This is a genomic window from Bacillus cereus group sp. BceL220 (assembly GCF_051776965.1).
Lineage (GTDB): Bacteria > Bacillota > Bacilli > Bacillales > Bacillaceae_G > Bacillus_A > Bacillus_A cereus.
On the sequence record NZ_JBPWBC010000001.1, the window covers coordinates 779,046 to 795,065 of the forward strand.

Here is a 16,020-nt window from a genome sequence, read left to right on the forward strand (position 1 = left end):
ATCATTCGTACTCTCTTTCAAAGACTATGTTTATTCAAGAAAAAATATAGCACTACACTTCATCCTCTTATATGTAAACACCGTCATTAATCCATCATTTGTTCTATTTAGTTAAAATTGTAAATAACAAAACTCTTTTTGTCAATTATAATTGTCATTACGACAATAAAACTTGTCAAAATAACTATTATTATTTTGCTCATCTTTCTAATATAGGACATACTACTATATATACAAAAGACAATATGCAAATGTTCATATAAAAATATTATATTTTAATATATAATATAAAATGATTTTCTAACATCAAGGAGGGTACATATGAAGATGAAGAGGGGCATTACCACTCTATTATCTGTAGCGGTTCTATCTACATCACTTGTAGCATGTTCAGGAACACCAGAGAAAACAGTGGCGAAAGAAGAGAAAGTAAAATTAACAGAACAGCAATTAATGGCTGATTTATGGTATCAAACAGCTGGCGAAACGAAAGCACTTTACTACCAAGGGTACAATATCGGTCAATTAAAGCTTGATGCAGTTCTTGCAAAAGGGACAGAGAAAAAACCTGCTATCGTACTTGATTTAGACGAAACTGTTTTAGATAACAGTCCTCATCAAGCAATGAGCGTAAAAACAGGCAAAGGCTATCCTTACAAATGGGATGATTGGATTAATAAAGCTGAGGCTGAAGCCCTTCCAGGCGCAATTGATTTCTTAAAATATACAGAGTCTAAAGGTGTAGATATTTACTACATCTCAAATCGTAAAACGAACCAACTAGATGCAACAATTAAAAATCTTGAGCGTGTAGGTGCTCCTCAAGCAACGAAAGAACATATATTACTACAAGATCCGAAAGAAAAAGGAAAAGAAAAACGCCGTGAACTCGTTTCTCAAACCCATGATATTGTCTTATTCTTCGGTGATAACTTATCTGATTTCACAGGTTTTGATGGAAAATCTGTAAAAGATCGTAACCAAACAGTAGAAGATTCAAAAGCACAATTTGGTGAGAAATTCATTATTTTCCCGAATCCAATGTATGGCGATTGGGAAGGCGCTTTATATGATTATGATTTCAAAAAATCAGATGCAGAAAAAGATAAAATCCGTCGCAACAACTTAAAATCATTTGAAGTAAAATAAAGAGGATGGCATTCGCCATCCTCTTTATTTTACTTTCTCTGTTAAAGGCAAGATAAACACTTCCACACGTCTATTCTTTGCCTTTCCTTCTTGTGTATCGTTTGGAGCAATTGAACGGTATTCTCCGTATCCAATCGCACTAAATTTTTCTGGTTGTAATTCTTTATTTTGCAGTAATACTTGCATAAAATTAACTGCCCGCTGCGTACTTAATTCCCAATTCGACGCAAACTGCGCATTCGCAATAGGGACATTATCCGTATGACCCGATACTGTAATTTCACGAGGTGACGCTGAAACAAGTAAGCTAGACATCTCTTTCGCAATCCCTAAAGATTCTAATTTCACATCTGCTTTCCCCGAATCAAACAGTATATTTTCTAATATTGTCACCATTAATCCCTTTTCAGTTAATTTAGTTTGAAAAGAAGAGGATAATTGTTTTTCATTAATATATTGATCAATCTTTTTTTGTAATGCTTTCAATTCATCCATCTCTTTTTTTTCTTTAGCTCTAGCTTCTTCTTGTTTTTTTGCTTGTTCTGCCTCAAGGCTACTTGCTGATAATTCTTTTTCCTCATTTGGCTTTTGATCACTTAAAAATTCTTTGTTACCTGTTCCCCCAGCTAATTCACTTCGAAAAGCAACTGCCATCTGTTTAAACTTCGCAGCATCTATACTACTCATTGCGAATAAAACGATAAACAATGCAAATAACAACGTTAACATATCAGAATATGGAATTAACCACGTTTCATCGATATGCTCATCATGTTTTTTCTTTTTGCCTCTTCTATTTTTCTTACTCCGCATTTTTTTCTGCTCCTTTTTCTAGCTTTTTACGCTCAGTTGCAGAAAGTGCACCTAAAATGCGGTTCTTCATAATAAACGGATATGTACCTTCTTGTAACATTAATAAACAATCAATGATTAAACGTTTTTTCTCAATTTCAGCTGAAGATTTTTGCTTTAACTTATTTGCAAATGGATGCCATAATACATAACCTGAAAAAATACCAAAAATCGTTGCAATAAACGCACCCGAAATAGCATGACCTAACTTTTCAATATCAGTTAAGTTACCAAGCGCAGCTACAAGACCGATAACAGCACCTAAAACTCCTAATGTCGGTGCATACGTACCAGCTTGTGAAAAAATAGCAGCTCCCTTTGCATGTCTTTCTTCAATTGCCTCTAATTCAGATTCCAAAATCTGCTCTAAATCTTCTGCGGATACGCCATCAATCACAAATTTCATACCGCGCAAAAGAAATTCATCTTGAATTTTGTCTAATTGTTGCTCTAAAGACAAAATACCGTATTTTCTACTTTCAGATGTCCAATGAACAAATAATTCTAGCAACTGTTCATAACTTAAATCCTTTTTATTTGAACCAAAAAGAACTTTAAATAGTTTTGGAACCCTTTTTAGTTGATTCATCGGAAATGCAATACATACTGCAGCAAATGTACCGATAAAAATAATTAATGCTGCGGCAGGATTTAATAAGGCTGTTACGTCAGCGCCCTTGACGACCATCCCTACTACCACTGCTAAAAATCCTAAAACAAGTCCAATAATTGTTGCAAAATCCATTCCCATTCACTCCTAGTCTATACAAGAAGTTCTTTATTCTCGATAATCGCTACATCTTCTTATGTATATATATTACATAAAAAATGCAATTCATGAAAGATAAGAAATGAATTATATAAAAAAATACTACAAATTCACACATTTTCTGACATTTTCTTTGCATTTCTATTACGTTATGACTCTTATATTCCTTTTCCAACAAACTAGACTTATAATAAAAAAACGCTACACATTTTATTAAGAAGGGACTGTGATTACAAGGCATTATGAAAAAGATAATAATTATTTCTGCCACTACTATTGTAATCGGTATCACATCTTTCACTTACTTTGGTTCTAAATCACCACTACATAATGAAGCGAAAGCTGTCGAAAGTCAAAAACATACTAACCACCCAAAAGAAGAGATTCCTGCTTTTCCAAAAGCTGATCATAATGCAAAGAAAATAGACAATAACTTTTCAGTTGTAACAAATCCAAAATCTAATCTTGTCTTAATTAATAAACATCGAAAACTACCAGATGGATACATTCCTGAAGACTTAACGAGACCAAACGTACCATTTGCTAGTCCAAAAGATAAAGAAAAAACATTGCTACGCAAAGATGCTGCAGAGGCACTTGAAAACATGTTCAAAGCTGCGAAAAAAGAAGGGCTTGATCTTACAGCTGTATCTGGTTATCGTTCATACAAACGCCAAAAATCGTTGCATGATACATACGTTAGGCGTCAAGGAAAAGCTGAGGCTAATTCAGTAAGCGCAATTCCTGGTACGAGTGAACACCAAACGGGTTTAGCAATGGATATTAGTTCAAAAACAGCTAAATTTCAATTAGAGCCTATTTTCGGGGAGACAGCAGAAGGAAAATGGGTCGCGGAACACGCTCATGAATTCGGCTTTGTCATTCGTTACTTAGAAGATAAAACAGATACAACAGAATATGCATATGAACCATGGCACTTACGCTACGTTGGTAATCCATACGCTACATACCTATATAAACATCACTTAACATTAGAAGAAGCGATGGAAGACAAAAAATAAGAGAGCAAATTGCTCTCTTATTTTTCTTTCACTCTATCATTGTAGTAATTTCTTCTTCCATTCTTCAGGCCATGGTTCGCCTCTTCCTGTTTTTTTCGACGCTTGAACCATCATTCCACGACCTACTAAACAAACCTCTCCTTCTGCATTCTTCACCATATAATGTAGATCTAAAGAAGAGTTCCCAACCGATCCTGCCTTTACATACACCTTCAACTGTTCATCAAAATATATTTGCTTAATAAAATTACATTGTAAATCCGCAACAACGATCATCGTTTCTGATGATGCATGTGTCCACTCTTGCATAAATCCAAGTTCTTTAAACAACGCGATACGAGCTTCTTCAAAATAAGTAAAAGCAACGACATTATTTACATGTCCAAACATATCTACTTCACCAAAACGAACCTTTACAGGATTGTAAAATGAAAAACCACTTTCCCATTTCTCGAAGTCTTCAATATAAGAAATTCTCTTCAACGCTATCTCCCCTTCCTGCCAAAAAAAACAGAATAAACTGAAAAATGAAGTTATAAATATTGCCCCTTCAAGATGAAGAGGCAATATTTATTAATAGTTATTATCGCTACCAAAGAAATCTTTGAACGATTGAATTGTTGTATCACGGTTTAATGCCGCAATTGAAGTTGTTAAAGGAATACCCTTCGGACATGACTGCACACAGTTTTGAGAGTTACCACAGTTTGCTAGTCCTCCATCTCCCATAATTGCACGTAAGCGATCTGCTTTATGCATTTCACCCGTTGGATGTGAGTTGAATAAACGAGCTTGTGATAACGGCGCTGGTCCAATAAAGTCAGACTTACTGTTTACGTTTGGACATGATTCTAAGCAAACACCACATGTCATACATTTTGAAAGCTCATAAGCCCATTGACGCTTTTTCTCAGGCATTCTTGGTCCTGGACCTAAGTCATACGTACCATCAATTGGAATCCAAGCTTTAACGCGTTTTAGAGCATTAAACATGCGACTGCGGTCAACTTGTAAATCACGTACAACTGGGAATGTCTTCATCGGCTTTAAGCGAATTGGCTGTTCTAATTGGTCAATAAGAGCCGTACATGATTGACGTGGCTTTCCGTTAATAACCATCGAACATGCACCGCATACTTCCTCTAAGCAGTTCATATCCCATGCGATCGGAGTTGTTTGGTTTCCTTTTGAATCAACAGGATTACGACGAATTTCCATAAGCGCCGAAATAATATTCATATTAGGACGATATGGAATTTCAAACTCTTGGTCAAACTCTTGTGCATCTGGTCCATCTTGTCTCGTAATGATGAGGCGGATTGTTTTCTCAGACATGTTGTTTATCCCCCTTCTCTTCACCCTTAGCAGCTACATCATGTTTTGAAGAATAATCACGTTTACGTGGTTTAATTAATGAAACATCAACGTCTTCGTAATGGAATGCTGGTGCATTTCCTTCTCCTTCAAATTTTGCCATAGTAGTTTTTAAGAAGTTTGCATCATCACGATTTGGGAATTCAGGTTTGTAATGCGCCCCGCGGCTCTCATTACGGTTATATGCGCCAATTGTAATAACACGTGCTAACTCAAACATATTTGCAAGTTGACGTGTAAATGAAGCACCTTGGTTACTCCATCTCGCTGTATCGTTAATGTTAATACGTTTGTAACGATCCATTAACTCTTCAATTTTCGCATCTGTTTCTAATAACTTTTTATTTTCACGAACTACTGTAACGTTATCTGTCATCCATTCTCCAAGCTCTTTATGAAGAACATATGCATTTTCATTACCATCCATCGTTAAAATATTGTTAAATTTCTCTGTTTCGATTAATTCATTTTGCTCATATACAGTAGATGAAACAGCATCTGATGATTTAGAAAGACCTTTCATATATTCAATTGCGTTTGGTCCTGCTACCATACCACCGTAAATTGCTGATAATAGTGAGTTTGCACCAAGGCGGTTACCACCGTGCATAGAATAATCACACTCACCTGCTGCAAATAAACCTGGAATACTAGTCATTTGCTTATAGTCAACCCATAGTCCACCCATTGAATAGTGAACAGCTGGGAAGATTTTCATTGGTAGTTTACGAGGATCATCCCCTGTAAATTTCTCATAGATTTCAATAATTCCACCAAGTTTAATATCTAGTTCTTTCGGATCTTTATGAGAAAGATCTAAGTACACCATGTTTTCACCGTTAATACCTAGTTTTTGCTCTACGCAAACATCAAAGATTTCACGCGTTGCGATATCACGAGGTACAAGGTTTCCGTAAGCCGGATATTTTTCTTCTAAGAAGTACCATGGTTTACCATCTTTATATGTCCAAACACGTCCACCTTCACCACGTGCAGATTCACTCATAAGACGTAATTTATCGTCTCCAGGAATTGCCGTTGGGTGAATTTGAATGAACTCACCATTTGCATAATATGCACCTTGTTGATATACAGCAGAAGCTGCTGTACCTGTATTAATAATGGAGTTTGTTGATTTTCCGAAAATGATACCAGGGCCCCCTGTTGCCATAATCACGGCATCAGCTCCGAAACTTTTAATCTCCATAGTTTGTAAGTCTTGTGCAACGATTCCTCGGCACACACCTTCATCATCAACAACAGCTCGTAAGAAATCCCAGCCTTCATATTTCGTTACAAGTCCTGCTACTTCGTGACGACGTACTTGCTCATCTAATGCGTAAAGTAATTGCTGTCCAGTTGTTGCACCAGCAAATGCTGTACGGTGATGTTGCGTTCCACCAAATCGACGGAAATCAAGAAGTCCTTCTTCCGTACGGTTGAACATAACACCCATACGGTCCATTAAATGAATGATACCAGGTGCTGCTTCACACATTGCTTTAACTGGTGGTTGGTTCGCTAAGAAGTCCCCACCATAAATTGTATCGTCAAAGTGGATCCATGGAGAATCCCCTTCACCTTTCGTATTTACGGCACCGTTAATTCCGCCCTGAGCACATACAGAATGTGAACGTTTTACTGGTACTAAAGAAAACAGTTCAACATTTACTCCTGCTTCTGCCGCTTTAATCGTTGCCATTAAGCCAGCCAAGCCACCGCCGACTACTATAAGTTTCCCTTTCATGCTCTCCCACTCCTTACTGATTTGCTAGCTGTGGATCGATGAACGCTAATAATGCACTCACACCTACATAAGATAGACCTAAGAAAATAGCTAATGTTACATAAGTAGAGATTCTTTGTGAACGTGGAGATACTGTAATTCCCCAGCTGATGCAGAATGTCCATAGTCCATTTGCAAAGTGGAAAATTGTTGAAACAACACCAACTAAGTAGAATGCAAACATAGCTGGATTGTTTAAAATATCTGCCATCATATCATAGTTTACCTCTTTACCTAACATTGCTTGAATACGAGTTTCCCAGACGTGCCAAGAAATGAAAATCAGCGTAACGATACCTGAAATTCTTTGGAAAACGAACATCCAGTTACGGAAATAACCGTAAGAAACCGCATTGTTCTTAGCTGTAAATGCAATATATAAGCCATATATAGCATGGTACAGTATCGGTAAAAAGATGATGAAAATTTCTAGCGCATACCGGAATGGAAGGAGCTCCATAAAGCCTGCAGCTTTGTTAAAAGCCTCTGCTCCTCTTGTTGCAAAGTTGTTTACAATTAGATGTTGCGTCAAAAAGACACCAACCGGGATGACCCCCATTAATGAGTGCCACTTACGAAACGTATACTCGCGGCCTTTCATGTCCCCATTACCCCCTTGAATGTTTGACTGCTGTTTTCAGATTAATTTATAACAATAATGTTTTTTCACTATTGGCATAAGAAAAACTGAAAAAATTATTCGAAATATTTCAGCATAATTTGATAACAAGTTCATTTTACCCCTATTTTTGTCGAAGCGTCAAGAAAACGTATACATAATTTGCATATAATTTGCCAATTCTTTTTTTCTTCTTAGATATTCAGATTTCCCTAAAGAAAAATCTGTTTTTATAAATGAAAAATGTTATATAATAATCCCTATAGAAAGAGGGGAATATTGTGAGTAAAAATACAATCGATATAACATCTTTAGAAGATGTTTCATTGAACGCCTTCGCTTATGAATTGCTACGTGAAGAATTACTACCTGATTTAATCGGCAACGATTTAGATGGTATTTTATACTGGTCTGGTAGAAACCTTGCAAGAAAATATCCGCTAGAAACAATTGAAGAAGTCATTCAGTTCTTTGAAAAAGCTGGCTGGGGCACTTTAAGCATTATTGAACATAAGCGTCGTGAAATGCAGTTCCAACTTAAAGGCACACTCATTGAAGAACGTCAAAAACAAAAACGACATTCTTCTTATCAACTAGAAGCTGGATTCATCGCTGAACAAATTCAAAAGCAACGGAACGTCGTTGCAGAGTCATACGAAGAAAAGAAAAAACGTTCTGACTCTATTACATTTCTTGTAAAATGGGATATAAAAGATCTCATTGAAGTGTAAGCATTACCTACAGTCAACTAGACATATCAGTTTAGTTGACTTTTTTGTATTTTCATTCAGATGCATTTATTTTAAATCTTCAGAAATTATACCAAAAAACAGAAGACGTTGTAAACTACAACGTCTTCTTATCTGTTAAATACGTATAAATCGTCTCCGCGACATTTTTCGGCATACCCGCTTCGACAAATTCCTCTATAGAAGCTTCTTTCATCTTCTTTAATGAACCAAAATGTTTTAACAATACCTTTTTCCGTTTATCACCTATTCCTGGAATGTCATCCAATGCTGATTGAATGACAGATTTCCCATGTAATTGACGATGGAATGTAATCGCAAATCGATGCACCTCATCTTGAATACGCTGCAATAAATAAAATTCTTGGCTATTTCTCTCAAGCATCACAGGTTCCGGTGGGTCCCCAATAATTAAATGGGAGGTTTTATGTTTATCATCTTTCACAAGACCTGCCATCGGAATATATAATCCGAGCTCATTCTCTAGAATATCACTTGCAGCCGCTAGATGGCCTTTTCCTCCATCAATAATAATCAAATCAGGTAAAGGTAAATTTTCTTTAAGGGCCCTTGTATACCGGCGCCTCACAACTTCTCTCATAGACTCATAATCGTCTGGTCCTTGAACCGTTTTAATTTTATATTTTCGATACTCTTTCTTCGCCGGTTTCCCATCGATAAAAGCAATCATTGCAGAAACAGGATTTGTTCCTTGAATATTTGAGTTATCAAACGCTTCAATACGATACGGCGTTTCAATCCCAAGCTGCTTCCCTAAATGATCTACTGCTTTAATCGTTCGTTCTTCATCACGTTCAATTAAGTAAAACTTCTCTTCAAGAGCAATTTTCGCGTTTTTATTTGCTAATTCTACAAGGTCTTTTTTCTTACCACGTTTCGGCTGTGTCGCTTCTACTTCTAAAAAGCGCTCTACTAATTCCGAGTCTATACTTCCTGGAACGACGATTTCCTTCGGCTTAAAATGACTACTGTTTTCATAAAATTGGCCGATAAATGTTAAAAAACCCTCTTCTGGTTCATCGTAAATTGGAAACATAGAAACATCACGTTCAATTAGCTTTCCTTTTCGAACGAAGAAAACTTGAACACACATCCATCCTTTATCCACTGCATATCCAAACACATCACGATCCACTAAGTCACTCATAATCATCTTTTGTTTTTCCATAATCGCATCAATATGAGCAATTTGATCACGCAACTCTTTTGCACGTTCAAACTCTAGTTTCTCTGAGGCCTCATACATTTTTACTTCTAATTCTGAACGAACTTCTTTATGTCCACCATTTAAAAACTTAATAATTGCATCTACAATTTCTTTATTTTGTTCTTCCGTCACTTCTTTCACACACGGCGCTAAGCATTGACCCATATGATAATACAAACAAACTTTATCTGGCATATTCGTACATTTCCGAAGTGGATACATACGATCTAGCAGTTTTTTCGTTTCATGAGCAGATTGTGCATTTGGATAAGGACCAAAATACTTTCCTTTATCCTTTTTTACATTTCGAGTAATGAGTAAGCGCGGTTGCTTCTCCGCCGTAATTTTAATAAAAGGATATGTTTTATCATCTTTTAATTGAATATTATATTTCGGATCATATTTTTTAATTAGATTTAACTCTAAAATAAGTGCTTCTAAATTCGAAGAGGTTACAATATATTCAAAATCAACAATTTCTCCTACAAGCCGCAGTGTTTTCCCATCATGTGAACCAGTAAAGTACGAGCGCACACGATTTTTAAGCACTTTTGCCTTTCCAACATATATAACCGTTCCTTGCTTATCTTTCATCAAATAACAACCAGGTTGATCTGGTAAAATAGCCAACTTCTCTTTCAAATGTTCGTGCACTCGTCTCCCTCCATTTCTACATACTTAGCATTTTTATTTTCCCTTGAAAACATACTATGCTCAAACACCCAACATACGTTCTTTTATTGTAACGGAAAGACTGTAAAAAAGAAAATAAAAAAAGCTACCAACTGGTAGCTTTTTTATTTTAGAAATGTTTAGAAACTAATTCTACTAACGCTTCTTTCGGTTTGTAACCTAACGTTTGATCAACTACTTTACCGTCTTTTAATACGAAAAGAGCTGGAATGCTCATTACTTCGAATTGACGAGCAGTTTCTTGGTTCTCATCAACATCTACTTTTACTACTTTTACTTTTTCGCCTAGTTCTGCATCGATCTCCTCTAATACAGGAGCGATCATTTTACAAGGTCCACACCAAGGTGCCCAGAAATCTAATAATACAACACCTTCGCTAGTTTCAGCTGCGAAGCTTTGGTCATTTGCGTTTACAATTGCCATTTTATTTCCTCCTTCAAGTATATTCTACCAAGAGTATATCATTAACTTATATACGTGGCGAATAATATGTATCGTTATGTATTGTAACAAAAAAATGTTCCTTTATACTATATAAAAATATGGATTAAATACTAAAAAGATGAGAGACAGGGGATCTCTCACCTTTTTCTATATATAGGGGTACTTCACTTGGAACTCAAGGGTACTTAAATCATGAATGTACTTTTAACTTTTTAAACTCTTCTGTTAAAAGAGGTACAACTTCGAACAAGTCACCAACAATACCGTAGTCAGCTACTTTGAAGATACTTGCTTCTGGATCTTTATTAATCGCAACGATTATTTTTGAGTTAGACATACCTGCTAAATGCTGAATCGCACCAGAAATACCACATGCAATGTATAAGTCTGGCGTAACAACTTTACCAGTTTGACCAATTTGTAATGAGTACTCACAGTATTCAGCGTCACAAGCACCACGAGATGCCCCAACAGCGCCGCCTAGTACGTCAGCTAACTCTTTTAATGGTTTAAATCCTTCTTCACTCTTCACACCGCGTCCGCCAGCGATAATAACTTTCGCTTCAGAAAGATCCACACCTTCTGCTGTTTTACGGACAACATCTTGAATAATTGTACGTAAATCTTTCACATCAACTGTAATAGAAGATACGTCACCGCTGCGAGACTCATCTTTTTCCAGAGTTGCAATGTTATTTGGACGCACTGTCGCAAATAAGATGCCGTCTGTTACAATCTTCTTCTCGAATGCTTTACCAGAGTAAATTGGACGAGTGAAGATAACATTTCCACCTTCAACCTCTAAAGCAGTTACGTCAGAAACTAAACCAGCTTCAAGCTTCGCTGCTAATTTTGGTGATAAATCTTTACCAAGTGCCGTATGTCCAAAGACAATACCTTCTGGATTTTCTTCAGCATGTACAGCTAAAAACGCTTGTGCATAACCATCAGATGTATATGATTTTAATTTATCATTTTCAACTGTCACAACGCGATCTGCACCGTAATGAATCAATTCATTTGCAAAAGAGGCAACGCTGTCTCCAATTAGAAGACCTACTACTTCACCGCCTTCTGCAATTGTTTTTGCTGCTGCTACCGCTTCAAACGAAACGTTACGTAGCGATCCATCACGAACTTCACCCATTACTAATACTTTACGAGCCATAGATTTTCCCTCCTGCATATATAATTTCGTATTTTATTAGATTACTTTCGCTTCTGTATGGAGCAACGATACAAGTTCTTTTACTTGATCTTGCAGCTCGCCTTGTAACACTTTTCCTGCATCTTTCTTAGGAGGCAAATAGATTTCAATTGTTTTTGTCTTTGCTTCCACATCATCTTCTTCTAAATCTAAATCATCTAATTCTAATTCTTCTAGTGGCTTTTTCTTCGCTTTCATAATACCTGGAAGCGATGGGTAACGAGGTTCATTTAAACCTTGCTGTGCTGTTACTAAAACTGGTAATGAAGTTGCAATCACTTCTGTATCACCTTCAACATCACGCTCAATCTTCACATTTGTACCGTCAATTTCAAGTTTTGTAATTGTCGTTACATATGGAATATTTAACGCTTCAGCTACGCGTGGTCCTACTTGTCCAGATGCACCATCAATTGCAACGTTTCCGCCTAAAATTAAATCTGCATCTTTATCTTTTAAATACTCAGCAAGTACTTTTGCTGTCGTGAACTGGTCACCATTTTCTACATCATCTTCAATATTAATTAATACCGCTTTATCACAGCCCATTGCTAATGCAGTACGAAGTTCTTTCTCACTATCTTCGCCACCGACTGTTACAACTGTAACTTCTCCACCTTGTGCGTCTCTTACTTGAATTGCTTCTTCAATTGCATATTCATCGTAAGGGTTGATGATGAATTCCGCTTCGCCATCGTAAATTGCACCGTTTTTAATTACGATTTTTTCTTCTGTATCAAATGTTCGTTTCATGAGTACGTAGATGTTCATTCCATTTACCCCCTTGTTTTTCAGAAAGATTCTATCAATTTTAATTTTCTGTTAATTTATATTAAAAAAATAATTGAACTACCTGCCACTAAATGAAGGTTTACGCTTTTCTAAAAATGCGGCTACACCTTCTCTTCCATCTTCACTCGTAAATACTTCACCAAAAATTTGTGATTCACGTTGTACACCTTCATAGTAATGAGACGATTTTGTCGTTTGCAATAACTCTAGTACAGCACGAGTTGTTGCTGGACTTTTTCCAGCAATTTGTTTTGCAACTTTAAGCGTATCATCTAAAAATGATTCTTCAGAGAACAATCCGTTAACAAGTCCCCACTTTAATGCTTCTGCACCAGTAATTGGTGTACTTGTTAACATCATTTCACAAGCTTTCGCTTTCCCAACATAACGTGGTAAGCGCTGTGTACCTGCAAAGCCAGGAATTAATCCAAGTGTTAATTCAGGTAAACCAAGTTTTGCACTTTCAGTTGCAAAGCGCATGTGGCAAGACATAGCAAACTCAAGGCCGCCGCCCAGTGCCGCTCCATGAATTGCCGCAATAACTGGTTTTGAACATTTTTCAACACGCTCAAACGTAACTTGTCCAAGCTGTGCTAATTCTGTTGCTTGCTTCGCTTCAGTAACAGATGTAAATTCTTTAATATCTGCTCCTGCTGAGAAGAAACGTCCTTCACCGTGAATAACAACAACACGAATGTTATCATCCTTTTCCACTTGATCAATTAATTCAGTAACGTCATGCATAACTTGTGAAGACATCGCATTCGCTGGTGCGTGATTTAACGTCGCCACCGCGATATGATCTTCAACTCTTACAGATAGGAATTTCAACATGATCCCTCCCATTATTGACGATAACCACAAGCTGCAATAAGTAGCCCGTGTACCGTTTTTGAAAGTGCGACCAGATCATACTTATGATCGCTCATTACCCAATTGGTCACAACTTCATCTACTGTTCCAAAGATCATTTGTCTTGCCACGCGAACATTTAAATCTGCTTGAAATTCACCTTGTTTTATACCAGTCTCTAAAATCTCATCCATAACTTGTAAGTAGCCTTTTAATACTTCATTTATTTTAAGGCGCAAGTCTTGATTGGACTGCCTTAGCTCTAATTGCGTAACGATAGCAAGCGGATCATTTTGCGACAACAGCAAGAAGTGCGTTTCTACCAACATGAATAACTTCGATACAGCGCTTTCAATTCCTGCTGTTTTTTGACGAATTGTTTCGACAAATTCTCCCATCTTCTCTTGGAATAAGGATATTAATATATCTTCTTTATTTTTAAAATATAAATAAATCGTGCCATCAGCTACCCCAGCTTGCTTTGCGATTTTAGACACTTGCGCTTGGTGGTACCCATTCTCCGCAATCACAATGACTGCCGCATCAATAATTTGATTGTATTTCGGTCTATTTTTCTTCACTTTACTGTCCCCTTCAAGAAGATGACTGAATGAATAGTCATTCATATTCTTATAATACTGACTATTTAGAAAAGTGTCAATCCTATTTTTTCAAAAAGAAAGGGCCTTAGCCCGTTTGCTCATCCTCATTCTTTCTCTTCTCTTCATCTATTAGAACACGGCGCAAAATTTTCCCTACTGTCGTTTTCGGCAATTCATCTCTAAACTCATATACTTTCGGCACTTTATAAGCCGCTAAATATTTACGTGCAAACTGATTTAATTCTTCCTCAGAGCATTCCGTACCTTCTTTTAACACAACAAATGCTTTAACTGTCTCTCCTCGGTACGGATCTGGAACTCCAATTGTCACTACTTCTTGCACTTTTTCATGCTCATATAATACTTCTTCAACTTCACGAGGATACACATTAAATCCACTCGCGACAATCATATCTTTCTTGCGATCTTTTACATAGAAGAATCCATCTTCATCCATGTAGCCAACATCACCTGTATGGAGCCAGCCATCTTGCAATACAGCCGCTGTTTCCTCTGGCTTATTCCAATATCCTTTCATAATTTGAGGGCCTTTCACTACAATTTCACCTATTTCTCCTGGCGGTAATGCCTCACCAGTTTCAAGCGACATAATGATTGCTTCTGTATCTGGCCACGGAACTCCGATGCTACCTGGCACTCGCTTTTCCCATAAAAAATTACTATGTGTAACCGGAGAGGATTCTGTTAAACCATATCCCTCTACTAGTTTACCACCTGTAACTTTTTCGAACTTTTCCTGTACTTCTACTGGCAGTGGTGCTGATCCACTAATACAAGCACGAATAGAAGAAATATCGTATTCTTTTAAAAGCGGACTATTTAAAAGAGCGATATAAATAGTTGGTGCCCCTGGAAACAATGTCACTTTATGCTTCTTAATCGCTTCAAAAACCATTTTCATATCAAACTTTGGAATAAGGACCATTTTGTATCCTTGCATAATACTTAAATTCATAACAGCTGTCATACCATAAACATGGAAAAATGGAAGAACCCCAAGAACGACTTCTTCTCCTTCTTTGCAATTATATAACCATTGAACTCCCATTAACGTGTTAGAGACGAGGTTTTTATGCGTTAACATAACTCCTTTCGGAAATCCGGTTGTTCCTCCTGTGTACTGTAAAAGAGCTAGATCATTTTCAGGATCACAAGGCACCTCAACATTCGTATTCACTTCTTTTTCTACTGAATTCCAAAGATGAATCGTTTCACTCTCTGATACTTTCACAACTAAATTCGACTGTTTTTTCTGCACAAATGGATACAATAGATTTTTAGGGAATGGTAAAAAGTCTGCAATACGAGTTACGATAATATGCTCAATTTTTGTAGCAGATTGAACATTCGTTACTCTTGGAAACACTAAATCGAGACAAAGAATTACTTTTGCTCCCGAGTCATGAAGCTGATATTCTAATTCCCTTTCTGTATACAGTGGATTGGTTTGTACTACGATACCTCCCGCAAGTAATGTACCGTAATAACCAATTACAGCTTGCGGACAATTCGGCAACATAATAGCAACTCGATCACCCTTTTCCACACCGAGTTTTTGAAGATAATTTGCAAACCGCTTCACCTTATCATGGAAGTCCGAAAACGTAATATCCTTCCCTAAAAAGTGAAGCGCTTTCTTTTCTGGATAGCGAGAAGCCATCTGTTCTACATATCTATGAAGCGGCTGAATATCATAAGAAATCGTACTCGGAATTTCCTCTGGATAACTTTTCAACCATGATTTTTCCACCTTCATTCCCCCTTCAAATACATAAAAAATAAATGAATGTTCATTCATGATGGTTATTTTCATTATATTATAGTCACCATAGCGTTACAATCATAATATTCTGACTTTTG

The 16,020-nt window shown here is 36.8% G+C and carries 16 protein-coding genes; 3 read left to right on the top strand and 13 right to left on the bottom strand.

Translation table 11 applies throughout. The annotated features are described in order from the left end of the window. Positions 1–321: 321 nt before the first annotated feature. On the top strand, positions 322–1,149 hold the full coding sequence (locus ACS2FK_RS04135) for a 5'-nucleotidase, lipoprotein e(P4) family (protein WP_000782772.1): 828 nt from the start codon (positions 322–324) through the stop codon (positions 1,147–1,149). Between the two features lie 24 nt (positions 1,150–1,173). On the opposite strand, the gene motB is transcribed toward ACS2FK_RS04135, so the two are convergent. Together motB and motA are read right to left on the bottom strand one after the other, a co-directional pair. After that, positions 1,174–1,962 (bottom strand): flagellar motor protein MotB, encoded by a 789-nt coding sequence (gene motB, locus ACS2FK_RS04140; protein ID WP_001256741.1) that lies wholly within the window; start codon positions 1,960–1,962, stop codon positions 1,174–1,176. Next, a complete protein-coding gene (motA, locus tag ACS2FK_RS04145; RefSeq protein ID WP_000344862.1) occupies positions 1,952–2,746 on the bottom strand; it encodes a flagellar motor stator protein MotA in 795 nt (264 codons plus the stop codon). The genes motB and motA overlap by 11 nt, the downstream gene beginning before the upstream one ends. A gap of 266 nt (positions 2,747–3,012) precedes the next feature. Here motA and ACS2FK_RS04150 point away from each other — a divergent pair, with 266 nt between their 5' ends. Beyond that, the gene (locus ACS2FK_RS04150; protein WP_000720211.1) at positions 3,013–3,792 is read left to right on the top strand and encodes a M15 family metallopeptidase; all 780 of its coding nucleotides are present in this window, start codon (positions 3,013–3,015) and stop codon (positions 3,790–3,792) included. Positions 3,793–3,828: 36 nt separating this feature from the next. Here the strand turns inward: ACS2FK_RS04150 and ACS2FK_RS04155 are convergent, their stop codons facing one another. The 4 genes from ACS2FK_RS04155 to sdhC form a co-directional block, all read right to left on the bottom strand. Further along, the gene (locus tag ACS2FK_RS04155; protein ID WP_000822727.1) at positions 3,829–4,275 is read right to left on the bottom strand and encodes an acyl-CoA thioesterase; all 447 of its coding nucleotides are present in this window, start codon (positions 4,273–4,275) and stop codon (positions 3,829–3,831) included. A gap of 90 nt (positions 4,276–4,365) precedes the next feature. Next, a complete protein-coding gene (gene sdhB, locus ACS2FK_RS04160; RefSeq protein ID WP_001291830.1) occupies positions 4,366–5,127 on the bottom strand; it encodes a succinate dehydrogenase iron-sulfur subunit in 762 nt (253 codons plus the stop codon). Further along, complete coding sequence (gene sdhA / locus ACS2FK_RS04165; protein WP_000676743.1) at positions 5,120–6,913, bottom strand: succinate dehydrogenase flavoprotein subunit; 1,794 nt, start codon at positions 6,911–6,913, stop codon at positions 5,120–5,122. The genes sdhB and sdhA overlap by 8 nt, the downstream gene beginning before the upstream one ends. A 13-nt stretch (positions 6,914–6,926) precedes the next feature. Beyond that, positions 6,927–7,553 carry a succinate dehydrogenase cytochrome B558 gene (sdhC, locus tag ACS2FK_RS04170; protein WP_000678354.1) on the bottom strand — a complete coding sequence of 209 codons (627 nt, stop codon included), beginning with the start codon at positions 7,551–7,553 and terminating at the stop codon, positions 6,927–6,929. Positions 7,554–7,852: 299 nt separating this feature from the next. Between sdhC and ACS2FK_RS04175 the strand changes: the two genes are divergently transcribed. Then, complete coding sequence (locus ACS2FK_RS04175; protein WP_063548714.1) at positions 7,853–8,302, top strand: YslB family protein; 450 nt, start codon at positions 7,853–7,855, stop codon at positions 8,300–8,302. A gap of 115 nt (positions 8,303–8,417) precedes the next feature. Here the strand turns inward: ACS2FK_RS04175 and uvrC are convergent, their stop codons facing one another. The 7 genes from uvrC to ACS2FK_RS04210 all read right to left on the bottom strand — a co-directional run bounded on the left by uvrC (position 8,418) and on the right by ACS2FK_RS04210 (position 15,910). Continuing rightward, positions 8,418–10,202 carry an excinuclease ABC subunit C gene (gene uvrC, locus ACS2FK_RS04180; RefSeq protein WP_000544292.1) on the bottom strand — a complete coding sequence of 595 codons (1,785 nt, stop codon included), beginning with the start codon at positions 10,200–10,202 and terminating at the stop codon, positions 8,418–8,420. A 148-nt stretch (positions 10,203–10,350) separates the two neighbouring features. Beyond that, complete coding sequence (trxA, locus tag ACS2FK_RS04185; protein WP_001018944.1) at positions 10,351–10,665, bottom strand: thioredoxin; 315 nt, start codon at positions 10,663–10,665, stop codon at positions 10,351–10,353. Between the two features lie 211 nt (positions 10,666–10,876). Beyond that, the gene (etfA, locus tag ACS2FK_RS04190) at positions 10,877–11,854 is read right to left on the bottom strand and encodes an electron transfer flavoprotein subunit alpha (RefSeq protein ID WP_000101946.1); all 978 of its coding nucleotides are present in this window, start codon (positions 11,852–11,854) and stop codon (positions 10,877–10,879) included. 36 nt (positions 11,855–11,890) lie between these two features. Continuing rightward, positions 11,891–12,664 carry an electron transfer flavoprotein subunit beta gene (gene etfB / locus ACS2FK_RS04195; RefSeq protein ID WP_001029028.1) on the bottom strand — a complete coding sequence of 258 codons (774 nt, stop codon included), beginning with the start codon at positions 12,662–12,664 and terminating at the stop codon, positions 11,891–11,893. A 78-nt stretch (positions 12,665–12,742) separates the two neighbouring features. Further along, positions 12,743–13,519 (bottom strand): enoyl-CoA hydratase, encoded by a 777-nt coding sequence (locus tag ACS2FK_RS04200; RefSeq protein ID WP_000911291.1) that lies wholly within the window; start codon positions 13,517–13,519, stop codon positions 12,743–12,745. 11 nt (positions 13,520–13,530) lie between these two features. Continuing rightward, positions 13,531–14,118 carry a TetR/AcrR family transcriptional regulator gene (locus ACS2FK_RS04205; protein WP_000742223.1) on the bottom strand — a complete coding sequence of 196 codons (588 nt, stop codon included), beginning with the start codon at positions 14,116–14,118 and terminating at the stop codon, positions 13,531–13,533. A 106-nt stretch (positions 14,119–14,224) separates the two neighbouring features. Then, positions 14,225–15,910 (bottom strand): long-chain-fatty-acid--CoA ligase, encoded by a 1,686-nt coding sequence (locus ACS2FK_RS04210; protein WP_063548716.1) that lies wholly within the window; start codon positions 15,908–15,910, stop codon positions 14,225–14,227. Positions 15,911–16,020 lie beyond the last annotated feature (110 nt).

What these genes read in the sequence shown, in the direction of transcription:
- ACS2FK_RS04135 (WP_000782772.1), top strand. Translation starts at nt 322, where the DNA reads ATGAAGATGAAGAGGGGCATTACCACTCTATTATCTGTAGCGGTTCTA.
- motB (WP_001256741.1), bottom strand. Translation starts at nt 1,962, where the DNA reads ATGCGGAGTAAGAAAAATAGAAGAGGCAAAAAGAAAAAACATGATGAG.
- motA (WP_000344862.1), bottom strand. Translation starts at nt 2,746, where the DNA reads ATGGATTTTGCAACAATTATTGGACTTGTTTTAGGATTTTTAGCAGTG.
- ACS2FK_RS04150 (WP_000720211.1), top strand. Translation starts at nt 3,013, where the DNA reads ATGAAAAAGATAATAATTATTTCTGCCACTACTATTGTAATCGGTATC.
- sdhB (WP_001291830.1), bottom strand. Translation starts at nt 5,127, where the DNA reads ATGTCTGAGAAAACAATCCGCCTCATCATTACGAGACAAGATGGACCA.
- sdhA (WP_000676743.1), bottom strand. Translation starts at nt 6,913, where the DNA reads ATGAAAGGGAAACTTATAGTAGTCGGCGGTGGCTTGGCTGGCTTAATG.
- sdhC (WP_000678354.1), bottom strand. Translation starts at nt 7,553, where the DNA reads ATGAAAGGCCGCGAGTATACGTTTCGTAAGTGGCACTCATTAATGGGG.
- trxA (WP_001018944.1), bottom strand. Translation starts at nt 10,665, where the DNA reads ATGGCAATTGTAAACGCAAATGACCAAAGCTTCGCAGCTGAAACTAGC.
- etfA (WP_000101946.1), bottom strand. Translation starts at nt 11,854, where the DNA reads ATGGCTCGTAAAGTATTAGTAATGGGTGAAGTTCGTGATGGATCGCTA.
- etfB (WP_001029028.1), bottom strand. Translation starts at nt 12,664, where the DNA reads ATGAACATCTACGTACTCATGAAACGAACATTTGATACAGAAGAAAAA.
- ACS2FK_RS04200 (WP_000911291.1), bottom strand. Translation starts at nt 13,519, where the DNA reads ATGTTGAAATTCCTATCTGTAAGAGTTGAAGATCATATCGCGGTGGCG.